The organism is Pseudomonas sp. AM8, from assembly GCF_036346475.1.
In the GTDB taxonomy this organism is placed as follows: domain Bacteria; phylum Pseudomonadota; class Gammaproteobacteria; order Pseudomonadales; family Pseudomonadaceae; genus Aquipseudomonas; species Aquipseudomonas marginalis.
This window is the reverse complement of the sequence record NZ_JAOTNX010000013.1, coordinates 17,055-38,642: the sequence shown is the minus strand read 5'-3', so window position 1 is coordinate 38,642 and position 21,588 is coordinate 17,055. Positions and strand designations below refer to the sequence as shown.

At 57.3% G+C, this 21,588-nt stretch carries 36 protein-coding genes and 1 other RNA gene; 36 read left to right on the top strand and 1 reads right to left on the bottom strand.

What is annotated here, in order from left to right; genetic code table 11:
- Position 1 precedes the first annotated feature (1 nt).
- The 23 genes from V3W40_RS26775 to V3W40_RS26670 all read left to right on the top strand — a co-directional run bounded on the left by V3W40_RS26775 (position 2) and on the right by V3W40_RS26670 (position 12,136).
- A complete protein-coding gene (locus V3W40_RS26775) occupies positions 2-721 on the top strand; it encodes an ATP-binding protein (RefSeq protein ID WP_330215989.1) in 720 nt (239 codons plus the stop codon).
- 3 nt (positions 722-724) lie between these two features.
- Complete coding sequence (locus V3W40_RS26770; protein ID WP_330215988.1) at positions 725-1,336, top strand: hypothetical protein; 612 nt, start codon at positions 725-727, stop codon at positions 1,334-1,336.
- Positions 1,333-1,713 (top strand): hypothetical protein, encoded by a 381-nt coding sequence (locus V3W40_RS26765; protein ID WP_330215987.1) that lies wholly within the window; start codon positions 1,333-1,335, stop codon positions 1,711-1,713. Before V3W40_RS26770 ends, V3W40_RS26765 begins: the two co-directional genes overlap by 4 nt.
- Positions 1,697-2,020: a hypothetical protein gene (locus V3W40_RS26760; RefSeq protein ID WP_330215986.1), complete on the top strand. Its 324-nt coding sequence runs from the start codon at positions 1,697-1,699 to the stop codon at positions 2,018-2,020. Before V3W40_RS26765 ends, V3W40_RS26760 begins: the two co-directional genes overlap by 17 nt.
- A gap of 10 nt (positions 2,021-2,030) precedes the next feature.
- Positions 2,031-2,651, top strand: coding sequence for a DUF3164 family protein (locus V3W40_RS26755; protein ID WP_330215985.1), 621 nt, complete (start codon positions 2,031-2,033; stop codon positions 2,649-2,651).
- A gap of 1 nt (position 2,652) precedes the next feature.
- The gene (locus V3W40_RS26750; protein WP_330215984.1) at positions 2,653-2,922 is read left to right on the top strand and encodes a host nuclease inhibitor protein; all 270 of its coding nucleotides are present in this window, start codon (positions 2,653-2,655) and stop codon (positions 2,920-2,922) included.
- Positions 2,923-2,924: 2 nt separating this feature from the next.
- A complete protein-coding gene (locus V3W40_RS26745) occupies positions 2,925-3,341 on the top strand; it encodes a hypothetical protein (protein WP_330215983.1) in 417 nt (138 codons plus the stop codon).
- Positions 3,342-3,351: 10 nt separating this feature from the next.
- Positions 3,352-3,561: a hypothetical protein gene (locus tag V3W40_RS26740; RefSeq protein WP_330215982.1), complete on the top strand. Its 210-nt coding sequence runs from the start codon at positions 3,352-3,354 to the stop codon at positions 3,559-3,561.
- Positions 3,561-3,630: hammerhead ribozyme type II (locus V3W40_RS26735), an RNA gene on the top strand. Before V3W40_RS26740 ends, V3W40_RS26735 begins: the two co-directional genes overlap by 1 nt.
- Positions 3,631-3,635: 5 nt before the next feature.
- Positions 3,636-4,307 (top strand): DUF2786 domain-containing protein, encoded by a 672-nt coding sequence (locus V3W40_RS26730; protein ID WP_330215981.1) that lies wholly within the window; start codon positions 3,636-3,638, stop codon positions 4,305-4,307.
- Positions 4,308-4,343: 36 nt separating this feature from the next.
- A complete protein-coding gene (locus V3W40_RS26725; protein WP_074846165.1) occupies positions 4,344-4,760 on the top strand; it encodes a gp16 family protein in 417 nt (138 codons plus the stop codon).
- Positions 4,757-5,203, top strand: a complete 447-nt coding sequence (locus tag V3W40_RS26720) for a Mor transcription activator family protein (protein WP_330215980.1) — start codon at positions 4,757-4,759, stop codon at positions 5,201-5,203. Before V3W40_RS26725 ends, V3W40_RS26720 begins: the two co-directional genes overlap by 4 nt.
- A complete protein-coding gene (locus V3W40_RS26715; protein WP_330215979.1) occupies positions 5,203-5,673 on the top strand; it encodes a hypothetical protein in 471 nt (156 codons plus the stop codon). Before V3W40_RS26720 ends, V3W40_RS26715 begins: the two co-directional genes overlap by 1 nt.
- 111 nt (positions 5,674-5,784) lie before the next feature.
- On the top strand, positions 5,785-6,126 hold the full coding sequence (locus tag V3W40_RS26710; protein WP_330215978.1) for a hypothetical protein: 342 nt from the start codon (positions 5,785-5,787) through the stop codon (positions 6,124-6,126).
- Entirely contained in the window at positions 6,123-6,416 is a 294-nt protein-coding gene (locus tag V3W40_RS26705) for a putative holin (protein ID WP_330215977.1), read from the top strand. Before V3W40_RS26710 ends, V3W40_RS26705 begins: the two co-directional genes overlap by 4 nt.
- Before the next feature lie 2 nt (positions 6,417-6,418).
- Complete coding sequence (locus V3W40_RS26700; RefSeq protein ID WP_330215976.1) at positions 6,419-7,051, top strand: transglycosylase SLT domain-containing protein; 633 nt, start codon at positions 6,419-6,421, stop codon at positions 7,049-7,051.
- Entirely contained in the window at positions 7,048-7,689 is a 642-nt protein-coding gene (locus tag V3W40_RS26695; protein ID WP_330215975.1) for a DNA-packaging protein, read from the top strand. Before V3W40_RS26700 ends, V3W40_RS26695 begins: the two co-directional genes overlap by 4 nt.
- Entirely contained in the window at positions 7,676-7,894 is a 219-nt protein-coding gene (locus V3W40_RS34925; protein ID WP_074846182.1) for a TraR/DksA C4-type zinc finger protein, read from the top strand. The genes V3W40_RS26695 and V3W40_RS34925 overlap by 14 nt, the downstream gene beginning before the upstream one ends.
- Positions 7,894-8,202 carry a hypothetical protein gene (locus V3W40_RS26690; protein ID WP_074846184.1) on the top strand — a complete coding sequence of 103 codons (309 nt, stop codon included), beginning with the start codon at positions 7,894-7,896 and terminating at the stop codon, positions 8,200-8,202. Before V3W40_RS34925 ends, V3W40_RS26690 begins: the two co-directional genes overlap by 1 nt.
- Positions 8,202-8,513, top strand: a complete 312-nt coding sequence (locus tag V3W40_RS26685; protein WP_074846187.1) for a hypothetical protein — start codon at positions 8,202-8,204, stop codon at positions 8,511-8,513. Before V3W40_RS26690 ends, V3W40_RS26685 begins: the two co-directional genes overlap by 1 nt.
- 4 nt (positions 8,514-8,517) lie before the next feature.
- Complete coding sequence (locus V3W40_RS26680) at positions 8,518-9,030, top strand: DUF3486 family protein (protein WP_269132489.1); 513 nt, start codon at positions 8,518-8,520, stop codon at positions 9,028-9,030.
- On the top strand, positions 9,027-10,580 hold the full coding sequence (locus V3W40_RS26675; protein ID WP_310169711.1) for a hypothetical protein: 1,554 nt from the start codon (positions 9,027-9,029) through the stop codon (positions 10,578-10,580). Before V3W40_RS26680 ends, V3W40_RS26675 begins: the two co-directional genes overlap by 4 nt.
- The gene (locus V3W40_RS26670; RefSeq protein ID WP_330215974.1) at positions 10,580-12,136 is read left to right on the top strand and encodes a DUF935 domain-containing protein; all 1,557 of its coding nucleotides are present in this window, start codon (positions 10,580-10,582) and stop codon (positions 12,134-12,136) included. The genes V3W40_RS26675 and V3W40_RS26670 overlap by 1 nt, the downstream gene beginning before the upstream one ends.
- A gap of 3 nt (positions 12,137-12,139) precedes the next feature.
- Here the strand turns inward: V3W40_RS26670 and V3W40_RS26665 are convergent, their stop codons facing one another.
- Positions 12,140-12,643, bottom strand: coding sequence for a hypothetical protein (locus tag V3W40_RS26665; protein WP_330215973.1), 504 nt, complete (start codon positions 12,641-12,643; stop codon positions 12,140-12,142).
- Between the two features lie 52 nt (positions 12,644-12,695).
- On the opposite strand from V3W40_RS26665, the gene V3W40_RS26660 reads away from it, so the two are divergent.
- The 13 genes from V3W40_RS26660 to V3W40_RS26600 all read left to right on the top strand — a co-directional run bounded on the left by V3W40_RS26660 (position 12,696) and on the right by V3W40_RS26600 (position 21,541).
- Entirely contained in the window at positions 12,696-13,958 is a 1,263-nt protein-coding gene (locus tag V3W40_RS26660) for a PBECR2 nuclease fold domain-containing protein (RefSeq protein WP_330215972.1), read from the top strand.
- Positions 13,959-13,967: 9 nt separating this feature from the next.
- Entirely contained in the window at positions 13,968-14,531 is a 564-nt protein-coding gene (locus V3W40_RS26655) for a phage virion morphogenesis protein (RefSeq protein ID WP_330215971.1), read from the top strand.
- 334 nt (positions 14,532-14,865) lie between these two features.
- Positions 14,866-15,375 carry a hypothetical protein gene (locus V3W40_RS26650; RefSeq protein ID WP_330215970.1) on the top strand — a complete coding sequence of 170 codons (510 nt, stop codon included), beginning with the start codon at positions 14,866-14,868 and terminating at the stop codon, positions 15,373-15,375.
- A gap of 193 nt (positions 15,376-15,568) precedes the next feature.
- Positions 15,569-16,555: a phage protease gene (locus V3W40_RS26645; protein WP_330215969.1), complete on the top strand. Its 987-nt coding sequence runs from the start codon at positions 15,569-15,571 to the stop codon at positions 16,553-16,555.
- Positions 16,556-16,558: 3 nt separating this feature from the next.
- On the top strand, positions 16,559-16,954 hold the full coding sequence (locus tag V3W40_RS26640; RefSeq protein WP_330215968.1) for a hypothetical protein: 396 nt from the start codon (positions 16,559-16,561) through the stop codon (positions 16,952-16,954).
- Positions 16,955-16,983: 29 nt separating this feature from the next.
- Entirely contained in the window at positions 16,984-17,889 is a 906-nt protein-coding gene (locus V3W40_RS26635; RefSeq protein WP_330215967.1) for a Mu-like prophage major head subunit gpT family protein, read from the top strand.
- Between the two features lie 9 nt (positions 17,890-17,898).
- Positions 17,899-18,420 (top strand): HI1506-related protein, encoded by a 522-nt coding sequence (locus V3W40_RS26630; protein ID WP_330215966.1) that lies wholly within the window; start codon positions 17,899-17,901, stop codon positions 18,418-18,420.
- Positions 18,420-18,911, top strand: coding sequence for a phage protein Gp36 family protein (locus tag V3W40_RS26625; protein ID WP_074846220.1), 492 nt, complete (start codon positions 18,420-18,422; stop codon positions 18,909-18,911). The genes V3W40_RS26630 and V3W40_RS26625 overlap by 1 nt, the downstream gene beginning before the upstream one ends.
- Positions 18,911-19,477, top strand: a complete 567-nt coding sequence (locus V3W40_RS26620) for a phage protein Gp37 (RefSeq protein WP_330215965.1) — start codon at positions 18,911-18,913, stop codon at positions 19,475-19,477. Before V3W40_RS26625 ends, V3W40_RS26620 begins: the two co-directional genes overlap by 1 nt.
- Positions 19,477-19,674 carry a hypothetical protein gene (locus V3W40_RS26615; RefSeq protein ID WP_330215964.1) on the top strand — a complete coding sequence of 66 codons (198 nt, stop codon included), beginning with the start codon at positions 19,477-19,479 and terminating at the stop codon, positions 19,672-19,674. Before V3W40_RS26620 ends, V3W40_RS26615 begins: the two co-directional genes overlap by 1 nt.
- Positions 19,671-20,768: a phage tail sheath C-terminal domain-containing protein gene (locus V3W40_RS26610; RefSeq protein WP_330215963.1), complete on the top strand. Its 1,098-nt coding sequence runs from the start codon at positions 19,671-19,673 to the stop codon at positions 20,766-20,768. The genes V3W40_RS26615 and V3W40_RS26610 overlap by 4 nt, the downstream gene beginning before the upstream one ends.
- Before the next feature lie 13 nt (positions 20,769-20,781).
- The gene (locus V3W40_RS26605; RefSeq protein ID WP_330215962.1) at positions 20,782-21,153 is read left to right on the top strand and encodes a phage tail protein; all 372 of its coding nucleotides are present in this window, start codon (positions 20,782-20,784) and stop codon (positions 21,151-21,153) included.
- A 4-nt stretch (positions 21,154-21,157) separates the two neighbouring features.
- Positions 21,158-21,541: a hypothetical protein gene (locus tag V3W40_RS26600; protein ID WP_330215961.1), complete on the top strand. Its 384-nt coding sequence runs from the start codon at positions 21,158-21,160 to the stop codon at positions 21,539-21,541.
- Positions 21,542-21,588 lie beyond the last annotated feature (47 nt).

Genomic DNA, 21,588 nt, shown 5'->3' with positions numbered 1-21,588 from the left:
TATGAGTGTTAATAAAATCGTACCTTTGACCAACGTCGGACTCTTATCCGCTGCTATCTCCCGTACCCATAATCGCCCGGAGGGACTGCCTGGGGTGGTGGTCATGTATGGAGCAAGCGGCCTGGGCAAAAGCGTGGGTGCCGCTTTCGCCGCAAACCAGCATCGAGCCTATTACGTGGAGTGCCGAGATACCTGGAGTAAGAAGGCCTTTCTTCAAGCCATCTTGCGAGAAATGGGCATCGTACCGGGTACCACTTTGTCGGTGATGGTTGACCAGGTCGCCGAACAGCTGTCCCGCAGCGGTCGACCTTTGCTGATTGACGACGTGCAATACCTGCTCGAGAAGGCAGTTGCCAACGTTCTGACCGACATCTATAACGCCAGCGAAGGCACCATCGTTCTGATCGGTGAAGAGCGCGTGCCCGCCAGCCTGGCCAAGTTGGAGCGCCTGCACAACCGAGTGTTGGAATGGGTACCCGCGCAGCGCGCCACCCTCGACGATCTGCGTGCTTTGGCCCAGGCCAGCTATCCGAAGCTGCGTTTTTCCGACGATTTGCTAGAGGATCTGCGAGTTAAGGTCAGCGGATGCCTGCGCCGTGTTGCCGTCAACCTCTACAAGGTCTACAGCGAAACTCAAGCGCAGGCCATCGACAGCATTGATCTTGCCGGATGGGGCACACGCGGCTGGTTTACCGGCGAAGCGCCGTCGCGGAGGGCCTGAGGGATGCCAAGGATCAGAGCCGATTTGGTGATGGTGGGCGGTAAGTCCCCTCGCCAATACATTTGGGAAGCTATCCGCGCTGTCAACGCCGGACCTAAAGCACTGACAATCTACACTGTTGCGCGCAAATCTAACCAAGACGATCAGGCCGTACGTGCCTATTTCCGAGATATGGAAAAGGCCGGGATTGTCAGCAAAATCCGCAACATCGACCGCCGCGATTCCGAATGGACGCTACTCAAAGACGAAGGCGTCGAAGCTCCACGGGTCAACCATCACGGCAAGCGTTCGACCCACGCAGGTGGTGTAGAAAACATCTGGCGAGCGTTGCGCATCCTTGGCGAGTTCACCGCAGCGGAGGCCGCAGTCGCTGCCAGCGTTAACGGCGTATCCATAAGCGAATTTGGCGCTCAGGTTTATTTGTCGGGCCTGGCAAAGGCTGGCTACGTGACTCGAACAGGCGGAACACCAGGCGTTAAAACGCGCTTTTGTCTGGTGCGGTCGCGGTATACCGGCCCCAAACATCCCATCTACCAGCGTGACTTCGACCAGGTCTACGACCCGAACCTAGATCAAGTGGTGTGGCGTAAGGCTGACCAGGTGGTGGCCGAATGAACCAAGTTAATCTCACCGCCTGGGGCCAGGACGCGCCGTTGTTCGTGCGCCTACTTGCCGCCGAAGTTGCCGCCACCAACAAGACCAAGGCCAGTCAGCGCATCGGCATGAGCCGTACAGCTGTCAGCCTGGTTCTATCCAACCGCTATTCATCACCCAGTACTGCTGGTGTTGAGCGGCGGGTAATGGAAACCCTGGGCCGCATTGAATGTGTCGCCCTCAACGACAGCGTCACCAGCGATCAGTGCCAAAGCTATCGCGAAAAACCGGCACCGACCCATAACCCACAGGCCATGCAGCGGTGGCGTGCCTGCCAGCATTGCCCGATCAACCCCGACTGCTGCAACCAGGAGAATGCCCATGCTCGCCTCCACTAGTTGTACCCCATTGAAAGTCTTGACCCCGCGCCTGGCCGACCGCCTGCGGGTGTTCAATCAGTGCGCACGGACGTTGCAACAGATGGGCGTTCGCCTGCTACGCATTGAGCCTATGGAAAACAGCCTGACTATCGAACCTGCTGCTGGATTCAAGATTGTCGGCACTCAACCAGTCACTGGCTACCAACGGCACCCCAGCGCCGGTAGCACTCGTTACGTCGTGCAGTTCCAGGGCGTGACCCTGGAATGGCGCGAGCCCATCAGCGCCACACGTCCAGAAGACTGGGCCTACAGCACCGTCCATTGAGGAACTGACAATGACCCAACAACAAACCATTCCCGAAGGCTACCGGGTTGACGCGCAAAAACGCCTGATCCCCGAGGCGATGATCAAACCCATCGACTTGGAACGGGACGCCCTGGTACTCGCCCTGGTTGAGCAAGCCCGGAACGCCAACTCCGTACTGGCAAAGTTTAAGGCTGCGGCGTTTGGCGATATTGAGGCGTTCGTGGAACTCAGCGCCGAGCAGTACGGGGCCCAGATCGGCGGCAAGAAGGGCAATGTCAGCCTGATCAGCTTTGACGGTCGTTACAAGATCATGCGTGCAGTCCAGGAAAGCATCGCCTTCGACGAGCGCTTACAGGCTGCAAGAGCGTTGATTGACGAATGCTTGCGTGACTGGACGACAGGGGCACGCCCTGAGGTAGTCACGCTGGTAAATGACGCCTTTCGTACTGACCAGAAAGGTGACATCCGCACCGCTCGAGTACTGGCGCTACGTCGCCTCGAAATCAAGGATGAACGCTGGCAGCGGGCGATGCAGGCTATTGGCGACGCGTGCCAGGTCATTGGCTCCAAGTCCTACATCCGCGTGTACCAGCGTGTCGGTGATACCGACCAATACGAAGCGATCAGCCTTGATATTGCGGGAGTTTAAAATGAAAAAGACCGTCACCGCTTATTGCTTCATTTCCGGCCACATCGATTTTGGGGGCTATGTCCCAGAAGGGGCATTTGGCTTGGCCGAGGGTGAGGACAAGACTGTCCGCCAGATCCTAGCGACCAATGCTGACTGGGAAAAGACAACAATGTTTGTTCCTGGTGTACGCAACGCTCAGGGGCAACGCGAGGGCATTACCGCCATCGCGCAGTTCATACAGCTCTTAGGCGAAAACAATCAATCCGGCTTTCGTGCGCTGGGGGTCTGATCATGGAGCGCTATCACGATACCCGGAGCGATCCGCTGCCGATCCACTCGGCGCAACACGAGATCGAGCGCGCCAACCTTGAACGCCTGACAGCGGAGTTCGTGGTGCGTGGCGGCAAGATTCAGGAAGTCGGCCACAAGATGAGCAGCGCCCCGGCGACCTTCACCATCAACCCGGAGCGCTCCCCGGTCTATGCCCATCTGTTTGCACCGACCGCCCCAGCAGCAGCCCCGGAGGTTTTCGTACCTAAAGAGCCCGAAGCCCCGCCAGTCGATGCCGACAAGCATGCGGGACTGATTATGGCTGATGCAGCCATGGGTAACTCCCCTAGGTGGATAGCCCGTAAGCACCACATGAGCGAGAAGTACGTGCGCCAAATTGCCCGCGATTACCACATCACATTTCACAAGCAACGCTGAGGAGACACCCATGGCTGAGTACACCATCACAATCAAAGATGACGATGACTTTGGCATCGCCGTAAATCTCTCTGGCCCGTCAGGCTTAGAAGGCCCAGCGGCACGCCTTGCTCTTGGGTTAGTAACCCTTGCACCGGGGCTCATTCGCGGAACGCCTTGTGACTGCGAAAAATGCCGTGCCGCCCGTGAGCTTTCGGATGACAAACCTACGATTCACTGATGCGAAACCACCCGGCTTGCCGGGTTGGTCTGCCGGACGTGGTGGTCCGGTACTGATGAGCAGCCGAGGAAAATATGGATCACAGCAAAGCCTTGGAAAAAATCAAGAAACTCCTGCGCCTGGCAGCGAGCGACAACCCGCACGAAGCTGCAGCAGCCATGCGGCAAGCTCGTGCCTTGATGGAAAAGTACCGCCTTGAGGAGTCAGATATACAACTCTCCGAGGTGTACGAGTGCGCAGCCCGTAGCGGCTCGAAGATCAAACCAACGCAATGGGAGGCCAACCTGGCCAGTGCGGTCACCAAGGCCTATGCCTGCAAAGTGCTGTTCATGGCGGGCCTGGGTGAATGGCGCTTTATCGGTGAGTTAGCAGAGCTGGCCAGCTACACCATGACGCTGTTACTGCGCCAGGTTCGCCAGTCCCGACGCGACTTTATCAACACTCAGTTGAAGCGATGTAAATCCGCAACCAAGACCAAGCGCGCTGATGTGTTCTGCGGAGCCTGGGTGTGGGGTGTTCGCCAACAGGTTATGGCCTTTGCCGGTAACGATGAACCATCACCAGCCGCAGTGGAGTACATGCTCAAACATCACCCCGAAACTGTGCAGTCCTGCGGACGAGACCGCAATGCCAGCAAGGGCAACGGCGTACGTTCGTTAACCGATGCGATGCACGGCATCCTCGCAGCAGGTGATGTGCGTCTGAACCATGGGGTCAACGGACAAGAACAGCTTGCACTCAACTAGCGCTCAGCGAGCACCGTGTTAGCGAAGGGGAACGCAATGAACACACGAAACACCCAGCTCAGCAAAATTCATATCGCTAAAAAAGACCTCGGCCTGGACGACGAAACCTACCGTGCGTTGCTGGACCGGATTAGTGGTGTTCAATCGGCGAAAGACTTGAAGCCTTTGCAGATCGGGGCCGTGCTGGCTGAGCTGCAGCGTCTTGGATGGAAGCCCAAACGCGCCAGTAAGGCGGGCCGCAAGTCGCCAGTTACGCCAGTTGATCGCCAGAAATTGATGAGCAAGGTTGGCGCTTTTCTGGCTGAGGCCAAACGTACCTGGGCCTACGCGGACGGCATGGCATTACGCATGTTCAAGGTAGAGCGTGTCGATTGGCTGGATTCAGAGCAACTTAGAAAACTGGTTGCTGCCCTCACATACGATGCCAAACGGCACGGGAGACCGACGCAATGACTGACCAACTGTTCCCGGATGACTCCGATAAGCTCGACCCGAACAAAGTACTGGCTCACATGCAAGATCCAACAGTCCTGAACCGCTGGGAAGGGACGCTGAGAGAGATGGTAGAAATCGCCGAAGCCAAGCTAAACGGGGAGATGAAAGAAGGTGCTACGGCTGCTGAACTGGCACGGCACGTAGTGTTTGCGATCTGCGATGCCCTGGGCGGCTCCGTAATTTACCTGCCTCGGGGCGACTCGTTGAAGCGGGGAATGCGGGACGCCGCGATCTTTCATGACTGGAAAGAAAAAGGACTCCAACCGTTAGAATTAGCCAGGAAGTACCGGCTCGTTAACCAAACCATCTATGACATTATCGCCAAACAGCGAGCCTTGCATCGCAAGAGTGAGCCAGATCTATTCGGCTTTGAGAACATTGACGAAGGGAAAATCCACTGATGAAATGGAAAATAGCAGCGCTAGCAATGGGGCTTAGCTTTGGCCCAGTTGCGATGGCTCAGAACTATACAGCATCTTTTATTGCAGACTTGTTCGCTCGGAAGGATCAGTCCAGTGGCGTTATTGTCACAGAAGAAAGGAAGGAACAGCTGCTTCAAATGGTGCGTAGGACCGCAGAGCAATGTCATAACAATTTAGAGCGGGGTAAGGAAGCCGAAAATATTGCGAATATGGTGGTTTTTACACACCAGCAATTAGAAGACGTTCAGATCTACATAACACACTATGACCTATTAGATGTTGTCTATAGCACGCTGGGTGACGGACAGAAAGACTGGAACTGCGCTTCAATTTTGGCGATGTATCTGGTGCTCAGAACCCCGGGCGACGGGGAGCCAGGGGTTACTCATATCAACGCATACAAAGCTATTCAGGCAGGTAGAGATATTGGGATCCTCGGTCCTAAGTGAGTTACCGCTTTACCGTACCATCTGACACGGTTTCTTACGCGGCGACGAAACTCCAACACTCCCCACTACGCGCGAAGCTAGCTCCGTTCCCCATGACGGCAGGCTCGCACCATGCGCACAGATCCCGCTTCCCCAAAAGCCTTCCGGCCCAATCGGCCGCGCCAATATGCACGGCTCATCCTTGCCGCTGGGGATGACCTTGCTCGTGATGTCCTCCTAAGTAAAGTCCCCTTCGACTGGCTGGACTTGGTGCAGGCGTATGTTTCCCAGGGTGAAGCGCATATCCAGCAGCACGTGCGCGAGCAAGAGAAACTTCGCCCATCTGGAGCGCCTGCTGGTCCAGCTATCGCCGACTACCGCGAACCTGCGCATATCCCTGGCAATGCCGTTATCGCCGCACAGCACCTGAATGCTTTGCGTGCATCCCTCAATTCCTCAAGAGCGAACCCATGACTCCTTATTTCTTGAAGCGGCGTCCCCGTGCGCCACGTATGACCGACTGGACCATCATCACGCTGATTCTCTTGATCGGTTTGGCATTGGTGGCTCCGACAAAACTGCCGGTAGTCCTCTACAAGGCTGGCCTGGTAACCCTGGGCGGTGTCCTCGGCTACTGGATTGACCGGGCGTTGTTTCCCTATGCCCGTCCGAACAAAGTAATGCGCACCGCACAACCGCTGGCCGGTATCCGTCGCGCACTGGTCGTGCTGGCCTGCGTTCTCGGCCTGACCTTGGGGCTCTGAATATGCGCAGAGTTCTTCTATATATAGGCGCCGGGTGCCTCGCCACGATTGTCGGGCTTGCCTTATCCACTTTTGCGCGTGCGGAAATCCCTGCCGAGGCAGAGCATTACCGCCGTGACTTAACGCGTATCGCCCAGGCCGAGTGGGGCCTGGATGCCCCGGTGGCTACATTTGCCGCACAGATCCACCAGGAAAGCCGCTGGAAATTCGACGCGAAATCGCCTGTCGGTGCGCAAGGCTTGGGCCAGGTGATGCCCTCGACCGCCACTTGGCTAGCCAAGTTATTCCCCAAAGCTCTCGCCAAGGTTGAGCCGTATAACCCGGTTTGGTCTATGCAAGCACTGGTCAGTTATGACCGCTGGCTGGGGGATCGGGTACAGGCACGCACGCCCTGTGATCAGGGAGCCATGATGCTTTCTGCATACAACGGCGGTCTGGGCTGGGTGATTAAAGACCGCAAGTTGGCATCGGCTAAGGGGGCCGATCCGCTGACTTGGTTCAATTCTGTCGAGCGGTTCAACAACGGCCGCTCTGCCGCTGCCTTCAAGGAAAACCGTCAATACCCCCGTCTGATCCTGTTGCGCTGGGAACGGCTGTATGAAGACGCCGGCTGGGGAAAAGGTATCTGCCTATGAAAAGCCTGTTCCTGAAATCCCTGCCGATCCTGGCCATTCTTTTCGTCCTTGGCATGGCAATTAAAGTGCTCGATGACTTTGGCCAGTCCAGATACGACGCCGGTTATGCCTTAGCAAAGTCTGAGGGAGACAGGACACTGGCGAAGGCAGAGCAAGCGCGTGCAAAGGAAAAGCAGAGCGACGCCGAAGCGGCGACCAGTGCTGCGCAACAGGCGAATGCAGAGCTGCTTAAAGAGCAGGTCAAGAATGACCAATTGGCTATCCAGCTCTCCGACACGAAAGAAAACCTGCGCAAAACCACCGACCGACTCAAAGGAGATATTGCCCGTGTTACCACTCTCTACCGTCGCGCCCTGGATGCGAAAACTGAGCCGCTGCCTATTGCTGTGTTCACCACTGGCTTTGTCCGCGTGTGGAACACAGCAAACGGAATTACCGCCACTCCCCCAGTGCAAACCCCGAACAGCTCCGGCCGAACTCCTGCGCCTGCCAGCGGAACCGGAACCACTGATGACCTCGACTCAGGCGTCACCCAGGAACAACTCCTGACCAACCAGGTGCGTAATGCCGAGCTGCATGGCGTTTGCCGGGCGCAGCTCACAAGCCTGATCAATTGGACGCGCAATGAAAGCAAGTGACTACGCGAGCGTACTCGAAGCTCTGCACAACGAAAGCGCTTTAGCGACTCATTTGGCACAGCAAGAAGTTTTAACAGGCCCCTCGGCCGAGTTTTGCCAGGTGGCTGATTGCGACATGCCGATCCCAGAAGAAAGGCGCCAGGCCATACCTGGTGTGCAACGTTGCGCGCAGTGCCAAACACGTCGCGAAAGGAGCAAGGCTTGATGGCGACCTTTGAAATGCCTGTGTGGCAGATGATCAGTATCGCTGTGACCATTCTCGGCGCCTTTGTCGGTGTGATGAAAATGCTCCTGGTGCAAATGGAGCGGCGCCTAGATCAACGGTTTGCCGTGGTCGACAAGGACAGTGAACGGCTGCGTCAGGTTGAGATCGGGCTAGAACGCCTGCGCGGAGAAATGCCTTTGAACTACGTCCGCCGCGAGGATTGGGTACGCAACCAATCCATTATCGAAGCCAAGCTCGACGGCCTGGCACTCAAGTTAGAAAACGTACAGCTCAAAGGACTACGTTGATGAACATCGATCCAGCCAAGGTGCGCCGGGAATCCCTGCGTTGGTACATCATTCTCACCCTCAACACGTCGAGGCCCGTTGATCCTCATGAAGCTGTGGTGCTGTCGACTATCCAAGGCATCTTCCCCGACGCCACCAGCCTGGAGCTACGGCGCGAACTGGATTATCTGGCCGACCGTAGCTTGGCGACCTTGAAGAAACAATCCAGCGGAGCATGGATCTGCGGCTTGACCCACTATGGCGTCGACGTGGCCGAGTACACCATCGACTGTAATCCAGGTATCGCACGACCAGAAAAATACTGGAGCTGACGCCATGCCTCCGCGCAGCAAAGTCGCCAGCCTGCCCAAGTCGGTCAAAAACTGGCTCGATAAGGCGTTGGCCGAGAACAATTTCAGCGACTACGAAGCCCTGGCCAACGAGCTGTCGAACCAGGGTTTTTCGATCAGCAAGTCGGCACTGCATCGTTACGGTCAGGACTTCGAGTCCAAGCTCTCCGCTTTGAAGATGGCCAGCGAGCAGGCTCGCGCTGTGGTGGCCGCTGCCCCAGATGAAGAAGGTGCCGTCAATGAAGCGTTGATGCGTCTGGTCCAGGAACACCTGTTCAAGCTGCTGATGAGTGATGGCGATCAAATGGACTTGCCCAAGGTGGCCAAGGCCGTCGCGGAACTGGGCAAGGCCTCGGTGGTGCAGAAGAAATGGCAGGCCGAGTGGCGGGAGAAGGTCGAAACAGCAGCGGCCCGCGTTGACAAGATCGCAAAGAAAGGCGGCATGACTCAGTCGACAGCTGACGAAATCCGGCGCGAAATCCTGGGGATGGCATCGTGAGTGTCCCCCTTATCCTGGACAGTACCGCCACCCTGGTTGCCCCGGCAGTGCTGCTCGACTACCAAAAAGAGTGGATCGGCATCCGTGCCCCACTCAAGGTCGGTGAGAAATCTCGGCGTATCGGTCTCACCTGGGCCGAGGCGGCAGATAACGTCTTGGTCGCAGCATCCGAAAAGTCGGCGGGAGGTCAGACCGTCTACTACCTGGGCTACAACCAGGACATGACCGTGGAGTACATCCAGGCGTGCGCCATGTGGGCGCGAGCTTACAACTACGCAGCAGAACAAATCGAAGAAGGCATCTGGCCCGACAGCGACCCAGACAAGCACATCAAGACCTACACCATCGGCTTTCCCAGCGGGCACCGCATCGTTGCGCTGACCAGTCGCCCATCCAACCTGCGAGGCCGTCAGGGTGTTGTCGTGATCGACGAAGCCGCATTCCATCAGGACTTGGCCGAATTGCTAAAAGCTGCTCTGGCGCTGTTGATCTGGGGCGGCGAAGTGCATGTAATCAGCACCCACGACGGCACGGAAAACGCCTTCAATGAACTGATCAACGATATTCGAGCAGGCAAGCGCAAGGGCAAGCTGTTCCGCTGTTCGTTTCGTGAAGCTGTGGCCGATGGCCTTTACCACCGGGTTTGCCTGCGTAAAGGTATTGAGTACAAGCCTGAGGAAGAAGCGGCCTGGGTTCAGGATGTATATGACTTCTACGGCGAAGCTGCTGAGGAGGAACTTGACTGCGTCCCCTCACAGGGCGGCGGCGCCTTTCTCAGTATGGCCCTGGTCGAACAGCGCAGTAACCGCGACGTGCCGGTGCTGCGCCTGGCGTATCCGCAGGGTTACGAAACTATTGCCGAACACTTACGCCTTGCCGAATCACTGGAGTGGTGCGAGGAGCATTTGCTCCCGCTGCTATCGGCGATCCCTCTGGATGTTCAGAGTTTTTATGGCATGGACTTCGCTCGCTCCGGTGACCTATCGGTCTTCTGGCCACTGCTCAAAGAGCAGAATCTACGCAAGCGCACCCCCTTTGTGGTCGAGTTGCGCAACGTCCCGTTCAAGCAACAGGCCCAAATCAAGTTCTACATCATTCGTCGCTTACCCAATTTCCTCAAGGGCGCCGACGATGCCAGGGGCAACGGCTCGCAGTTGTCGGAGGAAACGGCCATTGAGTTTGGGTTCAACCGCATTGAGCGGGTGATGCTCACCGAGGGCTGGTATCGCGACAACATGCCCCCGTTCAAGGCATCCCTGGAAGACGACACCTTCTACGACATCCCGGCCGACAAAGATGTGGTCAGCGACGTTCGCGCCTTCCGCATGGTCAAGGGCGTCGCCCGCATCCCGGAAAAGCGGACCAACGAGAAAGGCGAAAAGGCCGGACCTAAACGTCACGGCGACGCCGGTATCGCTGCTGTCCTGGCCGACTACGCGTCCCGCCAGGAAGTCGAGATCATCGAATATCACCGAGTCCAGCCTGCATCCCAGCATGATCGCGAGATCCAGATCGGCGCCGGTTGGCGCTCCAAAAAAGGCATTTGGTAATGGCTGAATCCAAAATCGTCGACCAATACGGTCGACCGATCCAGTACGACAAACTCACCGAGGAGTTGGCCGCTGCCCAGACCACCGGTATACGTCAGGTTTGGCATCAGTCAGTGGCCAGCGGCCTGACTCCAGGTCGCCTCGCCGCCATCTTGCAAGCCGCCACCGAGGGTAATGCCCACGACTATTTGACACTTGCCGAGGAAATGGAGGAGCGGGATCTGCATTACGCCTCGGTGTTAGGTACCCGCAAACTGGCAATATCGGGCTTGGCTATTCGTGTCGAAGCCGCTAGCGACGACGCAGAAGACGTACGCCGAGCTGACCAGCTCAAGGAAATAGTCGACTCCCCGGAGTTTGGTGAGCTGCAGGCCGACCTGACCGACGCCATGGGCAAAGCCTATGCTGTCTCCGAAATCATGTGGGACCGCAGCGGCAAGACCTGGAATCCTGCGCGCTTTGAACCAAGGGACCAACGCTTCTTCCAGTTCGACCGCGACACCGGCCGGGAACTTCGCCTGCTCGATGAGGCTGACATGGTCAACGGCGTGGCCTTGGCGCCTTACAAGTTCATTGTCCACCTGCCGCGCATCCGATCAGGCCTACCGATCCGGGGTGGCCTGGCACGACTGGCCGCTGTGGGTTACATGTGCAAAGCCTGGACCTGGAAGGATTGGATGGGTTTCGCCGACATCTTCGGGATGCCCATGCGCGTTGGGCGATACGGACCAGGTGCCAGCAAGGACGATATTGCGACCCTCATGTCGGCGGTGGCCAACCTCGGCAGCGATGCTGCAGCGGTGATCCCGGACAGTATGCGTATCGACTTCACCCAAGCGGCCAATGTCGCCGGTGCCGGGGACTTCTTCAAAGGCCTGGCTGAGTGGTGGGATAAGCAGGTCAGCAAGGCGGTAGTCGGGCAGACGATGTCCACTGATGATGGCTCCAGCCAGGCCCAGGCGACGATCCACAACGAGGTACGACTGGATCTGCTGCAGGCTGATGCCAAGGCCGAATCAAATACGCTGAACCGCTACTTTGTGCGGCCTTGGTGCGACCTGAACTTTGCACCAGGTCGAAATTACCCAAGGCTGATTCTTGATGTGCCTCAGCCCGAAGATTTAAAAATTCTAATCTCTGCCCTGGAGAAGCTGGTCCCGCTAGGTTTGAAGGTCGAACAGTCGGTCATTCGCGACAAGCTCAATCTCCCAGCTCCGGCTGCAGGCGCGGAGGTGCTGGGGGCACCTGTGGCTGTGCCTTCTAAGGCATTGGCTCAGGCGGCTAACAGTGAGCAGACGCCCGCCAAGCCAAAGGTAGCGCCGGACATCGTGGATAACCAGGTGCGGACGATGGAGCGGTCAGTGGGGGTGTACATGGATGACATGGTCGAGCAGCTCAAAGAACTGCTCGACACGGTCCACAGCCTGGAAGAGTTTCGAGATCGACTGATTGAAGCCTATCCAACCTTAACGAGCAGCCAATTAGCAGACGCCATCGCTGACGGGCTCGTGGCTGCTAGCTTGGCTGGCCGTGATGACATATTAAGAGGACTCTGAGTTTTAACTCTCTGGGTCTAAATCTACTTCCTGTGTCTGAACTATCAACGAGTTAAGACCATGTGCAGCCTCAACTATTTTAGCTGTAACTTCCTTTATATCGTTCAGATAGATGGTCTCAGGCTTGATTTTGAAAGACCCTTTTGCCGTGATCAACGTGACAAAAATCTTTCCAGAACCATCGGACGTGATGACGTTATGGGCGTATTTGTTTCTACCCTTTTGAGCGCCCTTAATCTTAGTGAGTACCGATTGGTAAAGTGCCAACTGGCTATGGTTCGCTTGCATTCTGTCGCAGAGTGCTGCGAAAACTTCTACTCGCTGCTGAAAATTGGCATGCGCGAAGGCTATTACAGGCCTTACATCGTAGCGATCAAACCCCATGAGTCTACTAATGACAAAATTCAAACCGAACTCTAGGCGTGTCCATGTAGCAGTCATTCGGCCTAGCTCGAGGAGATACTCATCAGGTATAGGTTGGTCGCTCGCGAATTCTAGTCTTTCCATGATTCCCCCGTGCATATGCTTGTTTGCGTTTGTCTGTAGTAGAGGACAATAAATGTCAGTTTCCCATGGTTCGCTACCGTTCAAGGAACAGATCGACTACTTCCGTAGCAAGGTCGACCTGCCAACCCGCGCCTGGACGGACGTTTACGCCGCTGAGCATGACTACGCCTTTGTCGTGGCCGGTGCGGTAAAACGCGATCTGCTGACCGATCTACGCGGTGCGGTGGAAAGGTCCATCGCCAGCGGGACCACCCTGGAGCAGTTCCGAAAAGACTTTGACCAGGTCGTCGGCAAACACGGTTGGCAGTACCAGGGCGAACGCGGTTGGCGGACCAATGTCATCTGGGAAACCAATCTGCGCCAGTCCTACAACGCTGGGCGCGAAACCCAGATGGCAGACCCGGAATTGCGCAAGCGCCGCCCCTACGCAGTTTACCGCCATGGCGACAGTGCCCACCCACGCCCGATGCACTTGTCCTGGAACGGCATCACACTGCCGCTCGATGATCCTTGGTGGGAAACCCATACGCCACAAAACGGCTGGGGCTGCAAGTGCAAGAAGTTCATGCTCTCGGCCAGGGACGTGGAGCGCCAGGGCCTGACGATTGGCCCGGCGCCCGCCGTTGAGTGGGAGGATCGGGTTATTGGCACGAATAGCCCCAACGGCCCGCGCACTGTACGAGTGCCTAAGGGGATTGATCCAGGCTTCGAATACTCACCAGGACAGTCCCGACTGGCGAACTCCGTGCCCCAGCTGCGCACCCGTGACCTTGTGCCTGCGCCGTCAGCAGCTCCAGCCCCTGGGCAAGGGTTGCCCAACCGCCAGCCGAGTGGCTCTTTACCGCAACCTCGCCAGGTACCAGCAAAGCGCCTGCTCCCTGCCAAAGTGCCTGCAGCAAACGCTTTGACCCAGTTCTTGGGCGAGTTCGGCGCCACCGATGCGGCACCTGCAGTATTCCGCGATGTGACTGGTGATGCCCTGGTCATCGGCCGGGAGATGTTCAGCGGTGCAAAAAACGGCGCAATAGCGTTGCCCCAGCAAATCAAAGCACGCGAACTCGCCTTGTTGGCTGAAGCCATCAAGACGCCCGACGAGATCTGGGCACGTCTGGAATGGCAACCCGACCAGGGCAAGGCGGTACTGCGCCGCCGCTTCCTGGCGCACGTCCAGGTAAAGGGTAAGGCCGAACCTGCCGTGGCCGTGTTCGACCAAGGCGCGGACGGCTGGACCGGTGTCACCGGGTTTGTAGATGACAGTGAGCAGTACCTTGAGGCGTTGCGCCTGGGCGTTCTGCTTTATCGGCGTACCGAATAGGAGCAACACATGGCCGGTTCAATGCTTGAGGTATCCGTTGATACAACGTCGGTGGGCAAGAGCCTGGATGACCTGATCGAGCGCCTGGGCGATCTGACGACGCCACTCAACGACATAGCCGAATACCTGCATCAATCCACGGATGACCGCTTTCGCCAGCAGGTCGCCCCGGACGGCTCGCCATGGGCGCCGCTTGCGCCGTCGACCCTGGCCCGCAAGAAAGGTGGTCGCATCCTGCGTGAGAAAGGCACGCTGCAGGACACCCTGCGCCACAACGTCAGCAACAACGAACTGGCGTTTGGCACTGATCGTGTGTACGGCGCTATCCACCAGTTGGGCGGCAAGATCGAGCATGCAGCCAGGTCACAGCAGGTCTACTTCCGTCAGGGGAAAGATGGATCGGTGGGCAATCGCTTCGTGAAAAAGAACAAATCCAACTTTTCCCAGTGGGCAACCCGAGGTGCAAGCTCTACGGAAATGCAAGCCCGGCCATATCTTGGCCTGTCTTCGGAGGATGAAACCGAGATCCTGGCCATCGTGGGCGACTACCTCACAGAAGGCTTTACAGGTTGACCGTCTGTAATCGTTTTGGTGGCGTGCTGAGCTGCTCTCGGTACATCCGCCGCCCATGGGGCCGGCAACAAGCGTTAGACCCGCGTTAGATTGGCTAACAGTGACGGTTTGTGGTTCACCGTCAGGTGGTGCCGCACCCTGCTTCGTCAAATTCACTTCCAACGATCGCTCATGTGTAGATATGTAAAGGAGCCGAGACACTTCTGTTCGCACTCTCAAAAATAGTCGCTGAACGCCTCCGTTGTCTTACGCAATATACGAAGCAGTGCTCTACCCTTTCGTTTGCCCATCTGGGCAGCGAATTAATAATTGTTATAAAACGAGGAGCATGAAAATGATCACGTTAAAATCAGTCCGCTTTGGGCTCGTGAGTGCGGCTTTTCTTTCTTCAATATCCCTCTCAGCCGTTTCTGGTGAGAGATGTCCGAATGGATTTACCGATCTTGGAGAGGCTTATCAAGAGGCAACCGCTAGATTTCAGGAAGCAAAGGTGCAAGCCATAGCGACCACAGTTAAATTTCCAAAGAACTTCTTATTAGATACTAGCTATGTTCAACATAGTGGCCGATGGAGCGGCGGCTCCGCAGATGCGGTGATGTCTGACGCTGACGTTCCTAACGGCTTACTCATTATTGCTTCGGGAACGGAGGGTGGAGGTAAAGGCTGGTCGGTACACAAACCTGAACTGCGAGTTTTAGAAGAGTCTAATAACATGATCGTTCAGCGCGGCTATGAAATGAAGCTCTATTGCCATACAGGGAGCGGAGTTCCTGACATCGGCCCACATAATAGCTGTAACGTGCAGGCGATCTTTTGTGGAAAACCTAAAGCCAAATCTATCTGACGTGGTTTCCTGACTAGACGGCTGTGTAGTTCTGGCCGAGTTTAATATGAATTGCGCGGGCTTGTCGTATGCTAGTCAAACAGCATAAGCCTGCTTTTCTAGACTTCTCAAAGACTTTGTACTAACGGCTGTAATTAAAACCTTACGCCGCGCCGAAACTCCCCGCCTTCGATAGCCCGCCGACACTGTCGGCATGAAAACTCAACTCGCCGTTAATTCAGAGATCTACAGCCCCGTCGAGCTTTCCGATGGGAAAGCACCCGAGTGGGTGGAACTCATTCCCGCAGGCCCAACAGTTGTTGGCCGTGACGGCCGCACTTGGCTGTTCGACGACGTGGCCCATCAGTTCGTGCAAACCAACTTTTCCAGCCGGGCAATTGATTTGCCCATCGACTGGGAGCACGCCACCCAGCGCCGCGCCCCTCTTGGTCAGGAGGCACCTGCCGGCGCATGGATCAAACAGTTGGAGATACGCGACGGTGCTTTGTGGGGCCTGGCCGAATGGACGCCACGCGGCGAACTCCAGGTTGAGAACAAAGAGTACCGCTTCCTTTCCCCTGTTTTCGATTACGACGATGAGACCAAGCGCATCGTGCGCATGGTCAGCGCAGCCCTTACCAACATCCCCAACCTCGTCATGACAGCTCTCAACCAAGAGCAATTGGAGAATGTCCCTGTGAAACCCTCACCAGAGCTTTTAAAGCTGCTTGGTTTGCCTGAGACGGCGACCGCAGAACAGGTCTTTACGGCCACCACTGCCAAACTCAACGCCACTAACCAGGCACTCAACAGCGAGTCGGGCAACCTGGAGCGGTTCGTCCCTCGCGCTGATTACAACGCGCTGGAGTCTCGCGCAATGAATGCCGAACAGGCACTCGCCGAGCACAAGAAAATAGAACACTCCAAGGCCGTCGACGCGGTCATTACTGCTGCCACTCAGGCCGGGAAGATCACCCCGGCGACCGTGGATTACCACCGCGCCATGTGCCAGGACGAAGCGGGCTTGACTCGTTTCAAAGCCTTCGTGGATGCCGCGCCGGTTGTTGCTGACCCCACTGACCTGGGTGGCCGTAAACCCGAAAACACCACCACCGCACTCAACTCCGAAGAGCAAGCCATGTGCCGCCAGCTGGGTGTTGATCCGGTCGAGTTCGCCAAAACCAAGCAGAGCGAGGTGTAACCCGTGCCGCTGACTCAAGATCGTAATACGCCGATGAAGGCCACCGAAGTGCTGGTGGTGCCCGTCGCCGCCAACGTCCGCATCTTCGCAGGCTCTCTGGTGGTCGCATCCGCCACCGGCTTTGCTGCACCTGGTTCAACTGCCCTCGGGTTGTCCTACTTGGGCCGCGCCGAGGAGTTTGTCGACAACCGAGGCGGCGCGGCTGGTGCTGCTCAGGTCGAGATCCGCCATGGCAAGGCGTTCCTTTGGGCCAATGACGGCACCATCACCCAGGCGCACCTGTTCAAGCCCGCTTACATCGTCGACGACGAAACCGTTGCGGCTGCTGATGCAGGCGGCACCCGATCCGCTGCTGGACGCATCGTCGGTGTTGATGCCGACGGCGTGTGGGTTGAGTAACTCCCTCTATATATAGGAGCGCATTGCGCATGTTAGTTAACAAAGCCTCGATTCAGCTGGCCTTCGTTGCCCTGAAAACCCTGTTTAACAACGCCTTTGCGGCTGCTCCCAGTACCTGGGAAAAGATCGCTATGAAGGTGCCCAGCTCAACCGGCAGCAACATTTACGCCTGGTTGTCGGCGTTTCCAAAGATGCGTCGTTGGGTCGGGGAAAAGCACGTCAAAAATCTGAAGGCTTACAGTTACACCGTGGAAAACGAAGACTTCGAAGCCACTGTCCAGGTCGACCGTAACCACATTGAAGACGATCAACTGGGGATCTACGCGCCCCAGGCACAGATGGCGGGATTCTCGGCCAAGCAGTTGCCCGATGAACTTGTCTATGAGTTGGTCAATGGCGGCTTCGGTAACCTCTGCTATGACGAGCAGTATTTCTTCGACACGGACCACCCAGTCGGCAAAGGCAGTGTCAGCAATAAAGGGACGGCTGCACTTTCCATCGCAACGCAAGCGGCGGCGAAAGCCAGTTACGGTGCGGCCCGTACTGCCATGGGCAAGTTCAAAGATGATGACGGGCGCCCATTGGACGTGCGGCCGACAATCTTGCTGGTCGGCCCTGGCCTGGAAGATACCGCCCGTGCGTTGCTGACCAGTGAGCGCCTGGAAGACGGCAAGGTCAACCTCTACAAAGGCACTGCCGAACTGGTGGTCTCGACTCGCATCATCTCCGATACCGCCTGGTTCCTGCTGGACACCAGCAAGCCCGTTCGCCCGTTCATATACCAGGAGCGTAAAGCACCTGTCTTCGTCCAGCAGACCGACCCGGAAGCGGACGATGTGTTCAGCCGCAAGAAATTCAAGTTCGGGGCAGAAGCACGGGCGGCTGGTGGCTATGGCTTCTGGCAACTGGCGTTCGGCTCGACTGGCGAGGCCTAAGGGGGCGTCATGACGACTGTCATCGTTATTACGGCCAGGCGAAATGGCTTTCGTCGCTGCGGCGTCGGCCACTCCGACCAGCCGATTACCTGGCAACCGGGCGACTTCACGTCTGAGCAATGGCATGCCCTGGTCAAAGAGCCTCAGTTGATTGTCACCTGCGTGGAAGTAGATCTGAAGCCAGAGCGGGAGCCGCGCCATGCACTTACGTCGTCCACCGCGCTACCGGAAGCGTCCAACACCGCACAAAACGTTCAGTCGCAGACGCTTGAAGCAAACACTGCAGCTCTGGGTGATGGAGTGCTTCTGCCCGTCGCCCCAGGTGCGGGCAATATCGGACTTGATGCCCTCTGGGAAGATGCCCTCATGGAGGATCGGGCATATGAACTAGCCAAGGCGATAGAAGCGCCGGACGGCGAACTTGATTCTCTCTGGGAAGACGCCCTCAAAGAAGATCAGACGCGTGAAGCGGCCAAGACACTGGCAGAGAAACCACCTGCGAAATCCCGCAAAGCCAAGGCAGGTCAATAGTGAACCTTTCACTGCCATCCGCCAGCCAGCTACTTGTCCGCTTCGGCGCCCGCGACATCACGGAAGTGGCGGTGCCGGACACCGAGCGTGCTATCGAACCGGCGCTAGTGGTGGCCGCTGCTGCTGGCCAGCCCTTGGACGAATGGCCGCCTGAGGACGTGGCCATCGCCGTTGCGACGCTGGCCAGGATCGCCGACGCCGTAACGCGGGCACGTAGTGAGGTGTCGTTTTACCTGCGGTTTCGCCCGGCCGGTGAGGAGGCCCCCGAATGGGTAACTGCCGATCTGGCCGAGATCGCCCGCTATCACCTGTACGACGATGCGGGCAAGGAAGAGTCGACCGTGCGCGTGCTCTACAAAGACGTGCTTAAGCGGCTGGAAACATTGGCCGCAGAGGACAAGGAACGTGGAGCTTCTGACGGCGGCGAGTCTCGCCTGCAGATCAGCCACCAGCCTCGTCTGATGAGCCGTACCACGTTGAGGAACTTGTAATGCTGGGCGAGCTGGAGGACTTGATTGTGGCTCGCCTGAGGGAGCTGGTTCCGAAGGTCCACCGCCTTACCGTTGACAGCTACGGCGGTGAACTGGGCGATCCGGACTTGCTAGACGGCTTACTCAAGCGCTGCCCGGCCGTACTGCTGATGGTGCCAAGGGCCGTGTTTCGTAAGCGCAGTCAAAGCCGTTACGGCGTTCCGATCACGTTTCGCCTGGTGATCGTTACGCGTCATCCACGGGGTGAACGGGAGACCAGGCGCGGGACAACTGCCACAGATATTGGCAGCTATGCGCTTTGGGAGGCCTGCATGCACCAGCTTGTGGACTGGCAACCCTGGCCGGATCGAGCACGCATTGAGCCAACCGAGTTATCCAACCTGGTTAACGGCAAGTTTCAAAGTGACTACATGTCGGTCCTGGGGCAATCGTTTTCGATTGAGTTGGATTGGACCAAGCCAGAGCAGGACCTGCCGGATCTGGAAGGCATCGACATGGTTTACCACAGCCCGGCCGGCAGTACCGAAACGGCGGCCACCGACACCATTGAACTGAGGAACTTGTGATGTTCGTAGTCGCCGCTCCAGGCCTTAGGGTGCCCACCGAGGGAGACCCAAGGCAATACATCGAACCCGCACCGGCCGAACCGGTGGAGATTCTAGACACTTCGTACTACCAGCGCCGCGTGTTATCGGGTGAGCTGGTGGCCGTGAAGAAGAAAACCAACAGCGCCAAACAGCCCGCTAAGGAGTCCGCTGAATGACCGTCGTCATCGATACGATACCGGCCTCGATCCGCAAACCAGGCGTTTACATGGAGTTCAACACCAGCCTGGCCAATCGAAACTTGCCCACCAACGCCCAGAGCATCTGTTTGATTGTGCCCCTGGGAGAAGGCGCAACGCTTGCTGCCAATGTCCCGACCCAGGTGTTCAGTGACCTCGAAGCCAAAACATTGGCAGGCGCAGTGGCCGGCGAAATGGTTGCCGCAGCTATCAAAGCCTATCGCTATGTGGCCATTTCCATTGTCGGCGTGGTTGTCGTCGGTAATGCGGAGCCAGATATTTCAGGGGCGCTCGCTTCAACCGCACAAGGCCGGTTCACCATTCTGGTGCCGGCGTGGTTCAGTCAGGCCGCTTTGACAGCCCTGCGCACGCACATCAACACCTATACCGATTCGATTGAACAGCAAAGCATCATCGGTGTAGGCGCGTTGACCACCACGTTGTCAGCCGCGACGACGTTGGCCGAAAGCCTTAACGCCGGGGCCATCTCGTTGGCGGTGCTGCCGGGAACTACCTCGACAGCCCGCCAGGTCGCGGCGGCTTACGCGGCGGTGATAGCTTCAGAAGAAGACCCGGCCCGGCCACTCAACACCCTTGCACTGGCAGGGATTACGGTTCCCCCCGTGGCTAATCGCCTAGGTCGAACCGAGCAAGAAGCGGCGTTGGCCAACGGTGTGACGCCTCTGGAGGTCGGCGCCGGCGACGTGGTGCAAATCGTCCGGTCAGTCACCACCTACACAACGTCTGCAGCAGGCGCAGACGATGTGTCCATGCTCGATCTGACGACCATTCGCACTCTCTATTACGTGCGCCAAGCTTGCCGCGACCGAATTCGCCAGCGGTTTCCCCGCTCGAAGTTGTCCAGCAAAACCCCGGCGGCAGTTCGTGGCGAACTGCTGGACGTGCTCAAAAAGCTGGAAGAGCTTGAGATCGTCGAAGAGGTAGACGCCAATGCCACTGGCCTGGTCGTCGAGCGCTCTACTCAAAGTGCCAGCCGACTCAATTCGAGTATTCCAGCCGATGTGGTCAATGGCCTGCATGTGTTTGCCGCCCGAATTGACCTGCTCTTGTAAGGGGAGATTGTAAATGTCAGATGATTACGTTGGACAGATTGTTCTGGAGATCAACGGGACCGAGTATGAGGTGGTGAGCGTAGAGCCCAGCCTCAAGACCGGCCGTACTGTCGTCAAGACAATGAACAAATTAGGCCGACCACTGGGCACGGCAAAGGGCATGGAAGAGCACGACCTGCGCATTTCCGTGGCGATCCCGAAAACTGGCGAACCTGATTGGCGTGCCCTGGTTGACGCCAAACTCACCATCTATCCGCAGGACGGGGGTAGCAAGCGGGAAACTTGGACAGGCTGTTCCCTGGTCGAGATGGGCAGCAAGTACCAGGTCGAAGGCGAAGCCACCCGCGACTTGACCATCGTCGCCCTGAACTATTACGAGGAGTGATGTAGTGAGTCAGATTGATAAGAAATGGGAAGGTTTGACCATCAGCCGTGAGCTGAGCAACGGCGTTTACTATGCTGGTGTCCGGCATAAGAATTTCGTTCTTCGCACAGGTATGGCCGGTGACTGGATCGCAGCCAACGAGATACATCCCAACGGACCTTTTCAACTGGCTGCGCTGGAAGTTTACCGCCGCCAGTTGCTGTCCCTGGGAGAAATTCCCCTTGAACATCTGACCGTCGAGCTGTTGCGAGAAGCGTTGACGGAAGTCGACTTGGCCATCATTGGCGAAGCGGACCTAGAACTGGAAAAAAAGCTCACGCCGCTGAGCGCGGCAACGCCAGTTGGAGAGCCATCGAGCACGCCCTTGTCGGGCGAGGCTACCGCCTAGATGAGATCCGGCGTATGTCAAAGGCTGAGGTCGATGCTCGCATTGGC